This window comes from Shewanella sp. (genome assembly GCF_047975355.1).
Taxonomy (GTDB): domain Bacteria; phylum Pseudomonadota; class Gammaproteobacteria; order Enterobacterales; family Shewanellaceae; genus Shewanella.
Genome location: NZ_JBKEDJ010000020.1, coordinates 18,121 through 37,999 on the forward strand (window position 1 = coordinate 18,121; position 19,879 = coordinate 37,999).

The 19,879-nt window shown below is 47.8% G+C and carries 17 protein-coding genes; 9 read left to right on the forward strand and 8 right to left on the reverse strand.

What is annotated here, in order from left to right; genetic code table 11:
- Positions 1–52: 52 nt before the first annotated feature.
- A complete protein-coding gene (locus tag ACK5NH_RS07440; RefSeq protein WP_416918812.1) occupies positions 53–1,078 on the reverse strand; it encodes a hypothetical protein in 1,026 nt (341 codons plus the stop codon).
- Between the two features lie 315 nt (positions 1,079–1,393).
- Complete coding sequence (locus tag ACK5NH_RS07445) at positions 1,394–2,305, reverse strand: bile acid:sodium symporter family protein (RefSeq protein ID WP_416918814.1); 912 nt, start codon at positions 2,303–2,305, stop codon at positions 1,394–1,396.
- A 386-nt stretch (positions 2,306–2,691) separates the two neighbouring features.
- Between ACK5NH_RS07445 and ACK5NH_RS07450 the strand changes: the two genes are divergently transcribed.
- The 3 genes from ACK5NH_RS07450 to ACK5NH_RS07460 all read left to right on the forward strand — a co-directional run bounded on the left by ACK5NH_RS07450 (position 2,692) and on the right by ACK5NH_RS07460 (position 5,353).
- Positions 2,692–4,029, forward strand: a complete 1,338-nt coding sequence (locus ACK5NH_RS07450; RefSeq protein WP_011624451.1) for a coproporphyrinogen III oxidase family protein — start codon at positions 2,692–2,694, stop codon at positions 4,027–4,029.
- Positions 4,030–4,153: 124 nt separating this feature from the next.
- Complete coding sequence (locus ACK5NH_RS07455; RefSeq protein ID WP_109286769.1) at positions 4,154–4,387, forward strand: hypothetical protein; 234 nt, start codon at positions 4,154–4,156, stop codon at positions 4,385–4,387.
- A 27-nt stretch (positions 4,388–4,414) separates the two neighbouring features.
- The gene (locus ACK5NH_RS07460; protein WP_416918817.1) at positions 4,415–5,353 is read left to right on the forward strand and encodes a DUF4424 domain-containing protein; all 939 of its coding nucleotides are present in this window, start codon (positions 4,415–4,417) and stop codon (positions 5,351–5,353) included.
- A gap of 57 nt (positions 5,354–5,410) precedes the next feature.
- On the opposite strand, the gene ACK5NH_RS07465 is transcribed toward ACK5NH_RS07460, so the two are convergent.
- Positions 5,411–7,402 carry a ligand-gated channel protein gene (locus ACK5NH_RS07465; RefSeq protein WP_220056777.1) on the reverse strand — a complete coding sequence of 664 codons (1,992 nt, stop codon included), beginning with the start codon at positions 7,400–7,402 and terminating at the stop codon, positions 5,411–5,413.
- Positions 7,403–7,523: 121 nt separating this feature from the next.
- Between ACK5NH_RS07465 and ACK5NH_RS07470 the strand changes: the two genes are divergently transcribed.
- Both ACK5NH_RS07470 and ACK5NH_RS07475 read left to right on the forward strand, forming a co-directional pair.
- Positions 7,524–8,486, forward strand: coding sequence for a LysR family transcriptional regulator (locus ACK5NH_RS07470; protein ID WP_416918819.1), 963 nt, complete (start codon positions 7,524–7,526; stop codon positions 8,484–8,486).
- Positions 8,487–8,566: 80 nt separating this feature from the next.
- Positions 8,567–9,439 carry a patatin-like phospholipase family protein gene (locus ACK5NH_RS07475; RefSeq protein ID WP_416918821.1) on the forward strand — a complete coding sequence of 291 codons (873 nt, stop codon included), beginning with the start codon at positions 8,567–8,569 and terminating at the stop codon, positions 9,437–9,439.
- Here ACK5NH_RS07475 and ACK5NH_RS07480 read toward each other — a convergent pair.
- Entirely contained in the window at positions 9,432–10,367 is a 936-nt protein-coding gene (locus ACK5NH_RS07480) for a LysR family transcriptional regulator (RefSeq protein ID WP_416918822.1), read from the reverse strand. The two genes, ACK5NH_RS07475 and ACK5NH_RS07480, sit on opposite strands and share 8 nt — an antisense overlap.
- Entirely contained in the window at positions 10,368–11,222 is an 855-nt protein-coding gene (locus ACK5NH_RS07485; RefSeq protein WP_416918823.1) for a DMT family transporter, read from the reverse strand. It abuts the gene before it with no gap.
- 196 nt (positions 11,223–11,418) lie between these two features.
- Here ACK5NH_RS07485 and trmL point away from each other — a divergent pair, with 196 nt between their 5' ends.
- From trmL to ACK5NH_RS07500, 3 genes are all read left to right on the forward strand, one after another.
- Positions 11,419–11,883, forward strand: coding sequence for a tRNA (uridine(34)/cytosine(34)/5-carboxymethylaminomethyluridine(34)-2'-O)-methyltransferase TrmL (gene trmL, locus ACK5NH_RS07490; protein WP_088212461.1), 465 nt, complete (start codon positions 11,419–11,421; stop codon positions 11,881–11,883).
- Positions 11,884–12,328: 445 nt separating this feature from the next.
- Entirely contained in the window at positions 12,329–13,420 is a 1,092-nt protein-coding gene (locus ACK5NH_RS07495) for a PD-(D/E)XK nuclease family protein (protein ID WP_416918825.1), read from the forward strand.
- Positions 13,421–13,621: 201 nt separating this feature from the next.
- A complete protein-coding gene (locus ACK5NH_RS07500) occupies positions 13,622–13,984 on the forward strand; it encodes a hypothetical protein (RefSeq protein ID WP_416918827.1) in 363 nt (120 codons plus the stop codon).
- A gap of 161 nt (positions 13,985–14,145) precedes the next feature.
- Here the strand turns inward: ACK5NH_RS07500 and ACK5NH_RS07505 are convergent, their stop codons facing one another.
- Entirely contained in the window at positions 14,146–14,700 is a 555-nt protein-coding gene (locus ACK5NH_RS07505) for a hypothetical protein (protein ID WP_416918829.1), read from the reverse strand.
- Positions 14,701–14,944: 244 nt separating this feature from the next.
- On the opposite strand from ACK5NH_RS07505, the gene ACK5NH_RS07510 reads away from it, so the two are divergent.
- On the forward strand, positions 14,945–16,972 hold the full coding sequence (locus ACK5NH_RS07510; RefSeq protein ID WP_416918831.1) for a prolyl oligopeptidase family serine peptidase: 2,028 nt from the start codon (positions 14,945–14,947) through the stop codon (positions 16,970–16,972).
- Between the two features lie 81 nt (positions 16,973–17,053).
- Here ACK5NH_RS07510 and ACK5NH_RS07515 read toward each other — a convergent pair whose 3' ends face one another.
- Positions 17,054–18,517, reverse strand: a complete 1,464-nt coding sequence (locus tag ACK5NH_RS07515; protein WP_416918833.1) for a M16 family metallopeptidase — start codon at positions 18,515–18,517, stop codon at positions 17,054–17,056.
- The gene (locus ACK5NH_RS07520; protein ID WP_416918835.1) at positions 18,514–19,845 is read right to left on the reverse strand and encodes a M16 family metallopeptidase; all 1,332 of its coding nucleotides are present in this window, start codon (positions 19,843–19,845) and stop codon (positions 18,514–18,516) included. The genes ACK5NH_RS07515 and ACK5NH_RS07520 overlap by 4 nt, the downstream gene beginning before the upstream one ends.
- Positions 19,846–19,879 lie beyond the last annotated feature (34 nt).

Here is a 19,879-nt window from a genome sequence, read left to right on the forward strand (position 1 = left end):
TTATTGATTGGTTTATTAGTGAGTTAACTTCATAAAACACATCAAGTCACGACTATTGGTCAGGCCCATCTTGCTCAAAATGACAGTTAGCATCACGGGAGATAATTGCTGCATGAAGGTTATGGTAACCTTCTAATACGACTTTTCCTTGTTCGACAAATGTAATGAGCAATTCCCCATTTTTAAGACGATGGGGAGTCGGCTTAGCAATATTGCCGAAACTGGGGTCAACCACTAACTCCTCAGAACCTAATTGACCATGTGGATTCAGACATCGACGCCACAGGGATAATCCCCTATCTTCCTGAATAGGATAAACATAATAAACATCAATATTGCCATCTAATCTGATAACCGCCTTAGCATCGTGCACAGTCACATCTATCAAATTAATAGGTACAGCCTCTGTCCAAGTATTCCCTAAATTACTGGATATTCTAAAGTGAGTCTTAGTAATATAGACGGGTTTACCGCTGGGCTGAGTTTTACTTGTGTGTATGGATTTTTGAAAAAAATAGACTATTTCACCACCGGGAAACGATGAAAGAAAAGGCATGAACCCTGTATTTCCAAGTTCAGAAGGACGATTAAAAATTAATCCATCATCACTGATTGAGAAGTAAAGCTCACAACACTTCTTCCCTGTGAAAACAAGAGCAACTTTATTTCCATCTATTAGATGCAATCTAATGTTACTAGAGGGGGCTATAGGGAATGTTAATAAAACTGCCTCTTGCTCAATCAGTTTCCCTGCGTCTAGCTTAGCTCTAAAAAGACTCGCTTCAGCGTTAAAGCTTTTAGCTTCGATATAGTACAACCAATCAATACTATTCAGCGTTATTTTACTCAATGAAGTTACCACCGCTGAATCGCTGCCGATTTTAAGGTTTCTGGGAGTATCGGCGACTATTTTTCCATTATTCATACTTAATTGAGAGTAACGTAACCGACCATGCTTCATATCGTGTCCGCCCCAAGACTCGTATACTAAAACATTAGCAGACTCAGTTTGAATTAGGGTACTTTGATATTGTATTTCTCCAGGCTGCTCGATACGTAAAATATTTCTATCAGCCACAGGAAGATCATTTCCACTCGCTGTCACGACCACTACATGAAAAAATAACTGTATAAATAAAAAGTAACTACACCTTAAAAGCATGCAAACTCATCCTTGAATATTTACTAAAATATGCAGTTATACTTATTGGTAATTAGGATTTTGTCAAAATAAAGAAATAGAAGATAATCACTTTGAATCTATTAATATCCCCTTATTATCAGCTAATTAACCACAAACAGGAGCCGCATAGGTGAACATAAAATTATACCTGTAGCCGCTCTTGCTACAGCCACAGACATTGTCTACCCATCTATTTTTAGAGCAAATACCTCACTTATCTTGCAATTCTCTCGCCCAATATCCCGCCAGCATAGCGCCCGATAAATTATGCCAAATCGAGAAAATTGCGCTGGGAACGGCGGAGAGCGGGCTAAAAAACTTGATGCATAACGCGGTCGCAAGGCCTGAGTTTTGCAGCCCCACCTCAATCGAAATGGTTTTACACACTGTTTGGTTAAAGCCGAGCAAGCGGCAACACGTATAACCCAAGGCGAGTCCCAAGCCATTATGTAGAAACACTGCGAGTAAAATCACAGGCCCTACCTGCGTAAATTGGCCCGCATTTAAGGCCACAATAATGCTGATGGCCAGTACAATAGCCACGATAGAAATGATGGGTAATGCAGGAGCAAGTTTAGCCACCTGCGGTTTAAAGAAATGATTCAACACCACACCCACAGTCACTGGGATAAGCACGATTTTAACGAGGCTGACTAACATATCCATTAAAGGAATGGCGACCATCTCACCGATTAACAGCTGAGTAATCAACGGGGTGAGCACCACGCCCGCTAAGGTGGATAGCGCCGTCATTGTGATAGATAAGGCGACATCGCCCTTGGCCAAATAGCAGATCACGTTCGATGCCGTGCCGCCCGCCACGCTCCCCACCAGCACCATGCCTATGGTCAATTCACGATTGAGCCCTAACAGCAAACTAATGACTAAGGCACTTAAGGGCATTAGGGTAAATTGCAAGATTAAGCCAGTGATAACGGCGCGCTTCTGCTTGAATGCATTGGCAAAATCCCGCACATCTAAGGTCAATCCCATGGATAACATAATCACCACCAGCAGCGGCACTATGCTGGTTTTCAATCCGCTAAACCACGCGGGCATGAAATACGCCGTACAAGCCCCAAGTAAGGCAAATAGCGGAAAAAGGCGGTTGATATTAACCAAAGGGAATCCTCCGAGATTTCTGGCAGCTTGGGGAGATAAAGCAATTACCGCTGGGATAATGACAGCCAGACACCCTCAGTACAAGCCAAAACGTCCACAGACAAAGGCACCGACTTTTAGCATTTCAGTCTTTCGATTGAGAACTTAAGTTAATCACTCAAATTCAATAAGAAACGTTCAAAAAACCTCAGCACATATGCATCTATAATTACTAAAACATGATCTGCTTAACAAAAAACCAGTGATTTCCTTGTTAGGAAACCGTAACTTATAACCAGTTCACGTTTTGTTTACTCCATACGAGGTAGTCTAATTGCGCTAGGTGGTCGTGAATTACCTAAAGCAATTTCGGTGTTTACGGTTAGCACTCTCAGATAGGAATCGTTATGTCTTCAGTTATTCAAACGCTCAATGGCGCGATCGCAACGCCTTATCAAGCGAATATTACCGTCCCTAACTGGATGCTCAGCTCGATGGAACGAGTCATGCAGTATTATGTCGATAAGAATCTTCGCCTCGATACGCTCTCCGCCGACATCATGCCCGCCCCGGTCGAAGGTAAAAAGTACATGCTTTATGCCCATGTCCCCTTCTGTCACACCTTATGTTCTTACTGTACCTTCCATCGTTTTATGTTTAAGGAAGACAAGGCGCGCGCTTACTTTATCTCTCTGCGTAAAGAGATGGAGATGGTCAAAGCCTTAGGCTATGACTTTGAATCTATGTACATTGGCGGCGGTACCACCACAGTTTTAGAAGACGAACTCGCCCGCACCATTGAACATGCCAAGACCCTATTCCCAAGCATTAAAGAAGTGTCCTGCGAGTCGGACCCACAGCATTTAGACAGCCCAGGCTTTAAGCAACTCAAGGGCTTAGTGGATCGTATGTCCATCGGCGTACAAAGCTTTAACGATGACATTTTAAAAATGACCGACCGCCTCGAAAAATTCGGCACAGGTCAACAAACCTTCGACAAGATCATGGCGGCCAAAGAGCTATTCCCTATTATCAACGTCGACCTAATTTTTGGCTTCCGCGGTCAAACCGATGAAGTGATCCAGCATGACTTAGACATGGCCTCACGCCTCGATCCAAGACAGATCACCACCTATCCGCTGATGATTACGCACCAAACGCGTAAGAGCGTTAAAGGTAAACTGGCCGCGCCACAGGCGGATATGGCCAACCAATATCGCCAGATCTTAAACCGTTTAAATGGCCAATATAATCAGTTGTCTGCATGGGCTTTTGGTAAGGCGAATGACGAAGGCTTCGACGAGTATGTTATCGACTACGATGAGTATTTAGGGGTTGGTTCAGGCTCATTTAGCTTCTTGAATGACACTCTGTACGTTAACACCTTCTCGCTGCGTAAATACCAAGAGAGGATCGCCGCCGGCAAAATGGGCGTCGAGCAACAGAAAAACTACAGCAAAAAGGATGTGATGCAGTATCGCTTCCTGCTAGGGATGTTCTCTGGCCGCCTATCGCGCAAATACTTTCGCGAGACCTTTGGCGTTAATTTAGACACAGCGCTGTTTAAGGAAATGACCTCGATGAAGCTGATTGGCGCCATCAAGAACGACCCAACCGATCCCGATAATCTAATCATCACAGATAACGGCAAGATGATGGGCCTGTTAATGATGAAAGAGTTCTACGCCGGCATGGATAACGTGCGTGCGCAATTACGTAAACCACTTAAGCCCTGCGATATGTAACGCTTAAGCGTGAATCTGTTAAAGGCCCGATTATGGGCCTTTTTGTTGTGTCGCTTTCGCGCTAATCTTGCCCCTATTCACCCACCATCCCAGTGGTAAACCCAGTAATAAAGGAGTATTCGTTATGGGTTTTAATGAGCAAGAAAGACAAGCACTACTCGCCGTTAAAGGCGTTGGCCCTACAGTCATTAAACGCTTTGAAGAAATAGGTATTAGCTCACTCGCGCAGTTAGCCGAGCATGAGGTCGAGGATATCGCCAATCTAGTCGCCAGCATGTTACGCACCACTTGTTGGAAAAACAGCCCACAGGCACGCAATGCTATTGCCGCAGCCATTGAGCTTGCCCGCCGCGCCTAATCTTTTTTGCCATCTTTTGAGATGTTTATGCCAATCCATGTTCGCGCCCTAGTGGGCAGTTTACTCGCGCTGCTGAGCACTTCAGCCTTCACCAATGACAGCAGTTTTGGTGATGCTAATGGTTCTATCACCCTTAAATATCAGCCGCATATCAGTATGGACAAGGAGTCGCTCTTTATCAGCGAGGCCGAAGTCAGGGTCGATTATGTATTTACCAACACCAGTTCGCAGGATCTTATCGTCCCCATTGCCTTCCCTATGCCACCGATGTTTTTTGGTTCCGCCGATCACAGCAGCATCGATAACTTCACCCTTAAAGTAAATGGCAAAACCCAACCAACCGAGCATAGACTCGTCGTCCAACTTGCCGATAAGACTGATATTTCACTAGAGCTTAAACGACTCGGCTGGGGTGTAGAGGAAGTCGCCTATTTTGCCGAATATGGCGAAGTCCCCAAGGGCAAACCCGCGCTCCCCAGCCAATGGTTGGATGAAAACCAGCAAATCACCTTTACCCTGAGTGATTACTTTGTGTGGGAACAAACCTTTCCCGCGGGCCAATCTGTCTCCATCAGCCACAGTTATACGCCGAGTCTCTCAACTGGCGTACCCGATACCGCCAGCAGTATTATCGATACTTACACTGAACTTGCCTGTTTAGATGAAAGCGCCAAGCAAGGCATTAGGAAGCGCAACCTTATCGTTAAACAAGAGGATGAAGATCAGGAGATTGGCGTGGCGTGGAGCCATCTTAGCTATATTTTGGTCACGGCCAATAACTGGCAAGGGGCGATTAAGGACTTCAAACTCACGCTGAAAAAATCCCAAGCGAGCGATCTCGTCAGTTTGTGTTTTGATGGCGATCTTAAAAAAATCGACCCACTCACCTTTGAGTTTCAGCAAAAGCAATTCACCCCAAAGCAAGATCTCAGCATCCTATTTATCCGTAAACCGAGTTTTGAATAATCGAAAAAGCCAGCTAAATGCTGGCTTTTTGTATTAAGCGACTAATTTTAAACACGGTTAAAAGCTATAGGTCATGCCTAACCAGTAACGACGGCCGTCTTCAATATAACCGTACTCTTCTTCCGTGATGTCCTTATCGAAGGCGTTATAGATACCCGCGCTGAACTTAATACTGTCATTAACGCGATAGTTGGCCCCTAAATCTAACAGCGTATAGGAAGGCGCAATCAAGCTGCTTGAAGAAGGACCCGTAGTCGGCTGGCTCTCTTCACCACGGTAGTTAACCCGCAACCAAGTGCTTAACTTATCTATCGGCTCATAGTTAACCGACAATTGTACCAGATGTTTAGGTAACTGATTCAATGGACTACCTTTATATGCGCCCGTCTTCTGCTCCGAGTCGGTATAGGTGTAGTTACCCGTCAATGCCAAGTTGCTCAAGATTTTATAGTCGATACTAAACTCAACCCCTTGGGTGACCGCCTCATCGATATTCACATAGGTGGTCGGGTCGGAGCCAAACTGATTCGGCCCATCGGTACATTGAGTCGCAGGGCAAGCGACACGGGTGATCTTGTCCTCAAACTCGTTATAGAACACGCCAGCACTGGTAGTGATGGAATCGGTGAGATCGGTGTAAATGCCTAGCTCATAGTTTACTGAGGTTTCGGGTTGTAAATCCGGGTTACCGTACATATTGCCGCCTCGGCTCACCTGCCCCCAATCGGGCACGGTTTGCCTCAGGCTCGGCGCCCTAAAGCCCGTCGACACACCGCCTTTTAAGGTGGTGTGCTCGGTCAGCCCCCAGACACCGTAAATCCGTGGGCTGAGGTGGTCGCCAAAGTTTTCATCATCGTCTAAACGCAGGCCTAAGGTTAAGGCAAAATTATCCACGATACGCCATTCATCCTCTGAGAACACCGACCATTGGCGGCGACTAATATCGGTTAAGTCACTGACCTGATTGCCAGTTTCATCGGTAAGATCTTGCTTATTGAAGGCCGCGCCGAAGGTGGCGGTATGGCTTTCACCCAAGGTGGCGATCAGGCTAGTTTGAGCATCGGTATTCTTGATTTTCATCTTGCGGGACTTGTTATCAAATACTTCGTGTTTGATATAAGTATCTGAGGTGCCAAAGTCCCAACGCCCGGTATGCGACAATGAAATAGTGCTGTTTTCATACTCGGTTGTCGACGAAGCTGGGCAACCACTGCGGCCACAACTGGCGCCCGGCGCCAATGGTGCAACGGTTTTCCCTAAGGTGCTATCCAACTCTTGGTTGGCGATGCCGACTTCTAACATAATGTCATGGTCTTGGTTAGGCGTGAGGGCAAATCTGGCGGTGAGATTATCCGCATCGCGACCTCGGTAACCGCCGTAGATACTATCTTCTTCACGCTGGGTATATTGGCCGTATAACTGCACGCCCAGTAGATCTTTAATCAAGCCACCGTTCACAAAAAAGTTGCCCTGATACACATTGCCTGAGGACGATTTCTCCTGCAGCGTAGTATCAAGGCGCAATTCCCCCTGCCACTCATTGGGCACTTTACGGGTGATAATGTTGATCACCCCACCGATAGCATCGGAGCCATAAAGGGATGACATGGGGCCGCGGACAATTTCAATCCTATCGATTGCGGCCAGCGGCGGCGTCCAAGCGCCTTCAACACCAGGACCGTCGCTGTTGGTGCGGGTCTCGCGGGAAGACTGGCGTTTACCATCGACGAGGATCAGCGTGTATTGGCTGCCCATGCCCCGCAGACTAATGTCCCGACGGTCGGCACCGCCAGTCACCACCACGCCGGGCACTTCTAACATGGCGTCGGTTAAGTCACGGTAAAAACGTGTATCGAGATCCTCACGGGTGATCACGCTGATAGAAGCGGGCGCGTCACGCACTTGCTGCTCGAAACCCGATGCGGTGACGACGATCCTTTCCATCATCTTGTCTTGATCGGGTGCGGCATCCGCCAAAACCTGAGTGGCAGGTAGCAATAATGCGGCAGAAACTAGCTGTGCGAGGATCTTTTTACGACGTAACAACATAACCAACGAATCTCCCTTGCTCCTTTGCAAATGATAATAATTTTCAATACGGCAATGTATCCCTATGTTACAATCGGCTCAAGTTAGACTTTGAGTAATCACTTGTAAGAGTTGCTTAAGAATGAATAGAAATATGGTCAAGGGCATGATCGTGTTTGCCGCCATCGCGGAAAAAGGCTCGATGAGCGCTGCGGCAACACAGCTTAATCTGAGTTCATCGGCGGTGAGCCAACAAGTTGCAAAACTTGAAATGGATATGGGAATTAGTCTGTTTCACCGTAATACCCGCCACCTCACACTCACAGAGGCGGGCACATTATTTTATGAAAACTGCATTAAAATCATAAAAATAGTTGAAAGCGCCGAACAACAGCTACACGCATTAAAGGGCACACCTTCGGGGGAGCTTAAAATCGCCGCCCCAGTCGGCTTTGGTGGTGGTTTACTCAGCCAGCCATTAGCGCACCTGTTGGCGGCTCATCCGCAGATCAGCCTCAATCTGCAATTGCAGGACGGCCCAATCGATATAGTTAACGAAGGAATCGATCTGGCGATTTGCATCGGTCCCCTATCGGATTCGAACCTTATCGCTCGTCCCTTGGCGGATTGGCGCATGTTGCTGTGTGCCGCTCCTAGCTATATTCCCCAGCATCAGAGCCTGCAACACCCTGAAGACTTACAAGGGTTCAACCGTATTAGCCACAGCTATGCTAAGCCCGAGTTCTTAACCCATTTACAGACTCAAGAGCGAGTCGAACTCTCGGCCCAGCGCATCAACGTCAATAATATGCAGACGCTGATCCAACTCACCCTCGATGGATTAGGCTTTGCCGTATTGCCAGAGCCAGAAGTGCATCAATATCTTGCATCTGGCCAACTGGTGACACTTTTGCCCGACTGGTCGCTACGCACCTACAGCGTTTACAGCGTGACCTCGGCGCGGGACAAACAGCCCGCCAAGGTGAAAGAAGCCATCACTGCGCTCAGCCATTATTTTAGCCAGATGGATTTTAGCCCGAGCCCAGCGTCACTGGTTCAGCCCAACGCCTGCGAGCTCATGCCAAGATTTGCTATCCCAGCCTAACCTCTCATAGGCACGCGTTTCATTTCTCAGTGGAGTTAGAGTATGCTGTTCTATCCATTCGATTAAACAGTAGTAACTCAATGCAAGATGTGGCCTTAGTGTTAGAGGGCGGCGGCCTGAGGGCAATTTATACCGCCGGCGTATTAGATGCCTTTTTGCAGCAACAATTGCACTTCCCCTATGTGATTGGTGTATCGGCGGGGGCGATTTATCCAGCTTCTTATGTCTCACGCCAATTTGGTCGCAATTTACAAATTCAGCAGCAATATCTGCGGGATAAGCGCTACATGGGGCTACGCCACTGGTTAGCCACGGGCAATTATGTCAACACCGACTTTACCTATAAGCGCATGGCCTATGAGTTACTGCCTTTTGATTTTAAAACCTTTTTAACCAGTGGAACCGAGTTTAAGGTCGGGGCATTTAACTGCCAGACAGGGCAAACCGATTACTTTGGCATGGCCGATTTTCTGGAGCACTATAAGTTGCTCGACGTGCTTATAGCCTCCTCTAGCCTGCCTTTTATGGCCAATCCCCATCCGATAAACCAGCAAACCTACCTCGACGGCGGCATCGCCGCGCCTATTCCGGTAGCGAAGGCGCAGCAAGAGGGCTATTCACGGCAAGTGGTGATCCTGACTCAGGACGCAAACTATCGAAAATCGCCGATGAAGTTCAACTGGTTAGCGCGCAAGCGTTATCAAGCTTATCCGGCAGTGGCCGCTGCGCTCAAAGTGCGTCACCAACGTTATAACCAGTCCCTCGAGGAACTCGCACAGAGTGTTGCCAACGGCAATACCTTTGTGATCCGCCCTGCTGCGCCGCTTAATCTCTCGCGACTTGACCGTAATATAGATAAAGTGACCACCGTATATCACCAAGGGTTAGCCGATGGACAGGCGATTTTGCCCAAGTTACAAGCTTGGCTGAACACTGGGGCAGATGTTAGTTAGGGAGCGAGGCGCGGACGCTGTCGATAATCAGTTCACGCAACCATTTATGGCTGAGATCGTGCTCAAAATGCTTATGCCACATCAGCAGATACGCACCGGGGATCAGTTTAATTGGCGATGGTAAATACATAAGATCAAACGACTTCATCACCGCTAAGGCATAACGGGAAGGAGCGCAGAGAATTAAATCGCTCTGCTCACACAGGGCCAGCGCACTCTGAAAGTCCGTCATATTCACCGCAATATCCCGTTTACGCCCTTGGATTTGCAGCACATCGTCTAATAACCAATGCTCCAAACCGCCAAAGGCGACCTGTAATTGGCGATAGCTTAAAAAGGTGTCGAGATTCCATTCCTGCGAAAGGGCTGGATGGTCACGGCGCATCAGGCACACTGTGTAATCCTGAACTAATTCAACATAATGGATATCATCCGGGATATGGTTTACATGCATGGGCGAACGCTCATCCCATTCGCGGCAACCTATGGCGAGATCGATATCGCAGCGCATCAATCTTTCCATGGTATCCAGCCGCCAGGTTTGGCAATTAATGCTCACACCGGGCGCCTGCGCTAAAAGCGAAGGCATGAAGTGTGGGAACGTCAGCGAATAGGTGGTTTCGACCAGATGCATCCGAAACTGGCGTTGGCTTAAGGCGGGCTCAAAACTATCTGGTCGAGTAAATTGCGCTAATTGCTGTAAGCATTGGCGCAAGTCGGGCGCCAGCGACAGCGCCTTGGGCGTCGGTTTGAGACCGTAGGCGGTGCGCTCGAATAAGGGGTCATCAAACACTTCGCGCAGGCGAGTCAATTGCTTGCTCACCGCCGACTGACTCAAATGCAGCCGCGCCGCCGCGGCTGTGACACTCTGCTCCTCAAGGAGAATTTCCAGCACGGGCAGTAAGTTTAAGTCTAAGTGTTTTAGCATCTAACCCCTCGCTTTTAAGGGATTCCACCTCAAATTTTGCGGCAACTTCATCAGCAGTAGCGACAGTAAAATCACTAAAATCCCTGCCCACTGGCGCATATCTAAGGCTTCACCCACAATCAATACGCCTAATGATACGGCAACCACGGGATTGACTAAAGCCACCATCCCCATGATTTCTGGCCCTAAATTTCGCATTGACCAGAGCCAAGCCCAATAGGCCACCGCGGTATTGGCGGTCACTAGCCAAATTAACGAGGGAACCACACCCATACTCGGGATCTGTGGCGGCCCCGCCATAAACCAAGCCAGCGGGATTAACATCAATCCCCCCAAGAGTAATTGCCAGGCGGTAAGCACTAAAAAGTCGCCCACATCCCAGCGCTGCATCCAGCGGGAAGAAAAGGCAATCAACGTTGTCGCGCTCAGCATACACAGGACACCAATCGGGTCGAGATCCGCCGAGGGATTAAGCAATAAAATCACGCCACCGAGACCCATTAAGCCGAGCAGTAGCCACTTCATCCCCGGGCGTTTTTTATCGATCAGCCAAGCAAGGATCAAAAAGATTAATGGCAACGTAGCCCCAAGCGTGCCCGCGACGGCACCCGGTAGCCGATAGGCGCCAATAAACAGCAGCGCAAAGAAGGCGCCAATATTACAAAACGCCAGCAAGCTTAATTTAGACCATGCCAGCGTCGGCAAACGCGGGCGCAGCATCAGCAGCAATATGCCCGCAGGCAGCGCGCGCCAAACCGCCACCCAGTATGGCGACATATCCTGTAAGTAAAGACTCACCAATGCATAGGTGGTCCCCCAAAACACCGGGGCGAGTAACGCAATCACAAACGGCATAATGACTTCTTAAAAAGTATCTTGATATTAAGATATGTTACTTTGAGAGAATAAAACAGGCAAGTGCAGAGATAAGGTTAATAGGGAAAAAGAAAAATAGACTAGCGTTTATGCCGCTTTAGATATGCGCACGCGGAGCTGCGCTTAAGGCTTGTTTGCCGTATAATCGGGCGTCATTTTTTATAGGCGGGCAAGCATGTTCCATATCGCACTCTATGAGCCAGAAATCGCACCCAACACGGGTAATATCATTCGCCTTTGCGCAAACAACGGCAGCCAACTGCATCTAATTGAGCCGCTTGGGTTTGATTTTGAAGAGAAAAAACTGCGCCGCGCGGGCCTAGACTATGCCGATTTAACCAATGTGACTCGCCATAAAAACTTCGATGCCTTCCTCGAAGCCATGGCAGGCAAACGCATTATGGCCTGTACCACTAAGGGCAGTCGCCCTCATACTGAACTCAGTTTTGCCAAGGATGACGTGCTGTTATTTGGCCCAGAAACCCGTGGTCTGCCTATGTCGATTATCGAGTCAATCCCAACCGAGCAGCGATTACGCATTCCCATGGCGGCCACCAGTCGCAGCCTCAACCTCTCCAATGCCGTGGCGATTATCAGCTACGAAGCCTGGCGTCAGCTCGGGTTTGAAGGCGCTATTTAATAGGTAGGAATACTGATTTGAATTGGCTGGGCTGAACCAGCCAATTTTCCAATCATTCAGCCATCCACACCGAAAGATAGCTTTAACTCAATTCACACCAAGCCAGATAACTTTGCCGCTAGGTGTACTGTATCAATTGTCATTGTTTCCCCAGTGACACGCCGCCTTTTTATTTAACAAGAGTTATCCCTATAGGCTCGACGGCGGCATCCATGCCGCCAACGGTCACTGTTGCAACAATGCCAATCTTAACGACCATTGAACTGTTCATTTGGCTAATAGCTTTTGCCCCTTTCCTTGTTACTCACCACTGAACAAACTCAGTGTGGCAGTAATAAGTTGACCAAATTTTAGTAATGATACAAAGTTTTTAGGGAACTAGGGGCTTACCGATTGCTGATTAGAGCAATAGCGGTTTCAACATATAAAAATATGCAAGGTTGGTATGGATACACAACTAACAAGGTTTGAACAACTGCTGGCTGAGTTCAATCAACTTGAGCCTGTAGTGGTGGCAGAACCATCCATTTTTAGCATTGGTAGTAAAGGCTATTATGAAAACCCTACCACAGACATATTGGCATTCTTTTGCGATTGCAATGGGCGACATCAACTTGGCGATACAGCACTAAAGGCGTTACTTCATTGCCTTCCCGAGGAATATCACTCATTGGATAACTCACTAATTGAAACGCCAGAACGTGAAGTAAAAACTGAAGCAGGAAAGCGGATCGATTTGCTGTTGGAGAGTAATGATTGGGTAATGGTGTTAGAAAATAAAATCTACCATCAGCAAAATAATCCGTTTGATGACTACGAGTGTTTTATCCAAGAAGAGCGAAATCAAGCTCGGTTTGATGGCAAACAGATTATTTTTGTTGTGCTTTCCCCCTCTGGAGACGTTTTACCACCTAGATGGCACGGTATCAGTTACCCTGACCTCATTACGGCTTTAAAATATGAGCTAACAGAGCAATTCCTTTCCCAACCTATCAATAAATGGACTTTACTTTTGCGTGAGTTCATCTTGCATTTGGAGAGTCTTATGTCTCAACCTTCCGTTAATCAGAATACCATCGACTTTATCTTAAATAATCTTTCTACAATCACTGATATTCAGGAGACCAAAAAGCAAGTGGTTGACGAATACCATCAACGTTTACAATCCGCCATCCAAAAAGAGTTAGGTAAAGATGTTGTGATCCGTCTGCACCATTGGAAAGGATATCCAGCACTGCGATTTGCTTTATCCAGTTGGAAAGATACCGAGTCTGATGTAGTGCTGTTTCTATCTGGTGACAAGGGCGAATCATCGATTAATGTTTATGCTCACTTAGAAGGTGATTTTGGGGAACATAAAGCCGATTCGATTATCCTCACCGATTGTAAGGTGGAGCGTTGGGTTGAAGGAAAAGGTTGTTATCGTGGTTATCGAACTAAAGTTGGAGCAATGACTGAAGATGAAATCATGCAATTTATCACTGAACGCCTCAACGAGTTGGATAAATTTGAACGCGAGTTTTGGGTGGAAAATTAATGTAGTAGTAAGCATCTCTTTGACGCCTAATGGCTAAAAGGCTGAAGCCATTCATATAGAACTACCTTCGTGAGAACGCACATGCCCCAAAATGATTTTTGTGCCACATCAGCACATTGCAAGTAATCCGCAAGTTAAACAAATTTTAGTAATACTTCAAAGTGACTAAAGTAACAGTGGCAATTCAATTTTGGATAAATTATGACTCGTAGATACCTCACCATTGAAGAAGCGAATTCCGCATTGCATCGCGGAAAGTTAGTTGAGATATTCATCGGAGGGTTCACTCTCAATGATGAAAGGTGCATTCGTTGGGCTTCATTTGCAAAGACGGAGAAAGGTATTAGCGGTAGTCTTTGGGAAGTTTATGACCAAGGTTCAGAAGATTACCTAGATATCTATACCTTTGACTCTCCAACAGGTGAGTACCATGAGCCGGTCAAAGTGGTACATTCTGAAAATATCGAGAATGCGACTAAAGAGTTGGGTATAAGTTCGCTCAATTTTGTAAACCAAGGCGTTGTTCAAGATGAATATGGTTCTTACCTTCTATCACACATATAACAAAGCCAAGCATCTTTGCGTGCTTGACCTCGCTGCGCTAGGCGCTGTAGGCGGCATTAATCCATAGAAATTTTAATCCGAACTCCACGGATTAGAATAGAAAACCTAGCTCGCTTTTGTCCCAAAGTGAGTTGCGTATTGTCGAGTATGAATAATTCGGCTTAATAAGATGGCGCGATAGGCGCCATCTCTATCCCACGAAAGAGCTGATAGCGGTCGATATCATCGTCTAAATATTGGATATTTTGTGTCCACTGCCATGCCCCTTGGGGCGATTTAGCTTCAAATAACAGTTGGATTAAGGCGGCGCGCGCATTCACGACTCCCTCACCCAGCAGGGAATAATCACCATTTTGTTGATATAAACTAAAGAGTTGCTGCTTTTCCTGCGAGACACCGTCGTAGTAGGTTAACAGCACTTGCTCGCCTTGCTCCCGAAACCACCATGTCTCGCTGTAGGGAGCGTGCGTACCGACACTTACGGAGAGGATCAACTGGCGCTGATCATGGGAGCAAAAGCCGTTGACGATAACTTGCTTAGGGATCTCCCCCACCTTAGCGGCATTGCCCTGCCACTGTCCCAGCATTTGCGGGCAAAAGGCTGTAAAACTGATCTTAGCGGCTTGGGCAGGAAAGATAGCCAAGCTGCCCAAGGCGAGTATCAATACATTTTTTATCAATAGCTTGCCCTGTTTTTGCGGGATGATTAACGCCATATTCGAGTCCTATTTCAATCTTCCAATACATTAGCGTTAAAACACCTTAGCCACAAATACACCACAACAGTTTGCGCCATGCCAGTTATACCTAGTCATCAAAATGTGGCCAGTGGTTACAGTTACTTACATAAAAGTCCGCCTCAACCTTCACAGACTCAGCTTGATTTCATGCTCAGTTTTTATACTTTGGGGTTTAATGGGAAAAATAACGATAACACTCTGAATGATAAGGAGACATCTAGTGAAGAAGGCAGGAATTATACTGCTGAGTCTGCTAATGCCCCTCAGCACGGCATTTGCAGAAGCCAGCAAACCACTCTCAGTCGAATTACTTTGGCAACTCAAACGCATAGGTAGCCCAGTGGTGTCCTCCACGGGCGAGCACATTATTGCGCCTGTGACTGAATACGACCTTCAGGAAGACAAGGGCTCAACCCAACTGTGGCGCTTCGACGGTGAAGGTAAACAGAACCGTGCGATTACCGCCAAAGGCTTAAAAGTCAGCGAGCCAGTGTTCTCGCCAGACGGCAAAACCTTAGCCTTTATCAGCGAACGTAACGATGACGACGCGGGCCAAATTTACCTGTTACCTATGGATGGCCCGGGTGAAGCCAGCAAACTCACGGATATCCCCACAGGCGTCAATGACATCAAGTGGGTTGGCAAGCATTTGTATTTTATCAGCAATATCTTTCCTGAGCAGAATTGGGAGCAAATGAAGGCCCAGCTTAAGACAGATAAAGATAATAAAGTCTCCGCCCGCCAGTGGAACGCGCTGCCCTATTCGCAGTTCGATCATTGGTTAGATGAACGCCGTCAGGCCCATGTGTTTAGGATCCCAGCGACTGGCGGTGTGGTTGAAGCCGTGACTCAGCCTTTAGGCCATGAACTGCCACGCTCAAGCCAAAGCAGCTCAAGTTATGATATTTCCCCCGATGAACGCTTAATTGCCTTCAGCGCTTATGGTTCGGATAATCGCGTCGACCCTAAGTTAGACTTGTTCCTCGCCACCATTGGCGGCAGCAAAGCCGACAACATCACTCCCGATAACCCAGCGCCGGATCTGAACCCAACATTTAGCCCTAACGGCAAAACCCTCGCCTTTACTCGGCAAAAAATCCCCGGATTTTATGCCGATACCGCAAGGTTGATGCTGCTGGATGTAAGTAGTCGCAAACTCACCACGCTCACCGCAGATTGGGATCGCTCGGTATCTCAATTCGAGTGGACACCCGACAGCAAGGGCTTCTATGCCAGCATTGATGATGCGGCGACAAACCGTATTTATCATATCGATGTCAAGAGCGGTAAGGCCAAGGCCATCACTCAAGCGACCGACTTTAGCCAGCCTGCTATCGCTAAAGATGGTCAGTTGATTGCGACCAATCAGAGCTTTTTGTATCCCGCGCGCTTAGTCAGCATCAACCCTCGCAATGGTAAAACCGAGCGTTTAGAGCAATTTAACGACGAGATTTTAAAGGATGTCGATTTAGGCACCTATGAGTCGGTCACCTACAAGGGTTATCAGGGCCAAGACATTCAAATGTGGGTGCACTATCCACCCGGCTTCGACCGCAGCAAAAAGTACCCACTGTTTATGTTGATCCACGGCGGTCCACACAACGCCATTAGCGATGGTTTCCACTTCCGCTGGAATGCGCAAACCTTTGCCTCTTGGGGTTATGTCACCGCGTGGCCAAACTTCCACGGATCTAGCGGCTTTGGACAAGAGTTTGCCGATGCCATTAACCCAGATTGGAAAAACAAATCCCTCGAAGACGTGCTCAAAGCCGCAGACTGGTTTAAGCAACAAAGCTGGATCGATAGCGATCGTATGGTCGCCGGCGGTGCCAGCTATGGTGGCTACTTAACCTCGATTATTTTAGGCCAGCCGCATCCCTTCAAGGCGCTGTTGATCCACGCAGCGGTGTACGACATGTACTCACAAATGTCGGCGGACTTTGCCGTCCACAGCACCCGCTTTGGTAACTACTGGGATAATCCTGAGCTGTATAAAGCCATTTCGCCCCATTACTTTGCCGCCAACTTTAACACTCCAACCTTAGTCAGCCATGGGCAACTCGATTATCGCGTGCCCGTCGGCCAAGGTTTTGAGCTGTTCCGTACCCTGCAAACCCGTAACGTCGAATCGCGGATGATTTATTTCCCCGATGAAAACCATTGGATCATGAAACCCAACAACTCCATCTACTGGTATAACCAAGTGAAGGATTGGATGACCCATTACGCTAAGCCTGGTGCCCAATAAGGCTTAGCGACTCACAGATAAAAACAAAAGGTCTGCACTATGCAGACCTTTTTATTGCGCGAAATACACTAACGCCAGTGGTTATTGACCAAAACCCACCGCATTAATATCCACGGTTTGCACTTGGCCATACTTGGCCGCGATAGGCGCAATCTTGCTGGCGTTGCCAATCAGCACAAACTGTAAGTCCTTTTGCGGGAAGTAAGTTTTCACTAACCTTTGGGTTTCTTCTAAGGTTAAGCCGTCCACCTTCGCTTGGAACTCGTTGATAAACTTATCATCGAAACCGTAGAGATACATGCCAGATAAGAGCCCAGCCAATTGGCCCGAGGTTTCAAACTTAGGCGGGAACTGACCTTTAACATAGGCCTTAGCCGAATCCAGAGTCGCTTGGTCGACACCTTTCTCCCATAAGCGCGCATAGGTTTTCAGCGCTAAATCAATCGCTTCTTGAGTGGTTTCCGTCTTAGTGAAGGTGCTAATGGTAAACACACCTGCGTCGGTATAAGGACTAAACCCGGAGCGTGCGCCATAGGTTAAGCCTGCATTCACCCGCAGTTCATCGTTCAGCCAAGAGGTAAAGCGACCGCCTAAAATGGTGTTCACTACCGTTAGCCCCACATAGTCAGGGTTATCACGGCTAATGCCTAAACCGCCGATCACAAAGGTGGTTTCCATCGCATCTGGCTTATCCACCAGCAGCACTTTAGCTTGGGTTAACTGAGGTAAACCTTGGTTTAAGTCGGGCTGAACCAGTGTTTCGCTGCCCTTCCACTGACCAAAAGTCTGAGTTAGCTTGGCCTTCATCGCCGCCACATCAAAATCCCCCACCACAGTTAATGCGGTATTGGCGGGTTGATAGTAGCTCTTATGGAAGGCACGCAGCTGCGACACTGTGACTTGCTCAAGTGACTCACGATTACCCGATGAGGCATTACCGTAGGGATGGGCACCGAACACCAGTTTATCGAAGTAGCGACCAATCACAGCGCGCGGGCTTTCTTTATCCTGCTGCAAACCCGCAATGGCGCGCTGTTTAAGCTTGTCGAACTCGGCCGAGTCAAAGTCGGGGCTTAATAGCGCGGCGCTAAATAGGCCAAGCATCACATCAGTATCTTTCGCCATAAAATCGGCGGCTAGATAACTGCCTTCTTTATCAGCTTCAGCACCTAAGCTAGCGCCGAGAAAATCCACTTGCTGCTCAATCTCGGCCTTGGATTTACCTGCCGCGCCAAGGAGTAAACCTTCGGCGGTCATTTGGGCAATGCCCGCTGTGGTGTCGTTAACCGCCCCGGCACGCACTACCGCGTTTAGGGTGATCAACGGCACTTCGCGCTGTGGCATTAAATATACTGTGAGGCCGTTATCTAGTACCAACTTATCGTAACTTGGCATAGCAAAACTGCCAGTATCGACGCGTTTGGATGCAGTGGTAGAGGCGCAGCCGGATAAGGCTAAGCTAGTGCCTAGGGCTAATGCGACCATTAACTTAGTCGGCTGCAGAGATGATGTTATAAAGGATGATTTTACAAAGGAGAGTTTCATTGATCCGACTCCTCGTTTGCCGCCAACACCGCAACAGTGCGATTCGATTTGCGTAAATAGGTTTGGGCAACACGTTGGATATCCGCAGGCGTTACCTTGTTATAGGCCTCTGGCGCATTAAATAACTTGTCGTAGCTGCCAAAATACATTTCATAGGTGCCTATGGTGTTAGCCTTACCATTGATGGTTTCCATCGCACGATAAAAGTCCATCAACTTGATATTTTTGACTTTATCTAGCTCTTGCTGGGTCACGCCATTGGTCGCGATGCTATTGATTTGTTCGATCAGCGCGCGCTCTAAGGTGTTAGCATTCACTTCAGGCGCGGCTACACCCATCACATAGAACAGGTTAGGGTCGACCGACATCGGCATATAGGTCTCGGCTTCGAGCGCGACTTGTTTATCCACCAGCGCTTGATATAAACGCGAGCTATTACCTTGGCTTAGGATAGAACTGAGCAGATCCAAGGCATAATAATCGGCATGGGTCGCCGCTGGCACATGGTACGCCAACATCACGTTAGGTGTACTGACCGAGGCTTTTTGAACGAAGGTACGGCGCTCACCCTTTTGCAAAGGCTCGACAGTACGCACGGCCTTAGGCGGTGTTTGCGCAGGAATGGGGGCAAAATACTTATCCGCCAATGCCTTAACTTGGGCCAGCTTTACATCACCGGCAATCACCACAACCGCATTGTTCGGCGCATAGTAGGTCTTATGGTATTGCACTAAATCTTCTAAGGTCCAAGCGGCAATATCCGACTCATGGCCAATCACGGACCAAGAGTAAGGATGTGCTAAAAAGGCCACGCCTTTAACTTCGCCTTCGAGGGTATTCCAGTTGGAGTTTTCAAGCCCAGTCGAACGCTCCGATTGCACTACGCCACGCTCGCTTTCCACCATATCGGGATTGATATCTAAGTTGGCGATACGGTCAGCCTCGAGGTCGAACATGGTCTCTAGCGCATTGGCTGGGAACCAGTCGGTATAGACCGTCATATCTTCAGTGGTGTAGGCATTGTTAGCCCCGCCAGCGGCTTCCATGGTACGGTCGAACATCTTAGGGCCGTATTTTTTCGAGCCGTTAAACATCATATGTTCGAAAAAGTGTGAGATACCAGTAATCCCCGGGACTTCGTTGCGGGAACCGACTTTCCAAAACAGATACATGTTGGCATTGGGAATAGAAGAGTCCTCTAGCACCATGATTTTCATGCCATTGGCTAGCGTAAAACTCTTGATGTCTTCTGCCGTTGTGGCCTGTGCTTGGCTCAAGGGATTAAAGAGTCCCATCGCCAACACCAGCGCCGATAGCGTGCGCTTCATCTTGTTCGCTCCTTGCTGTAAAAATCCACATATG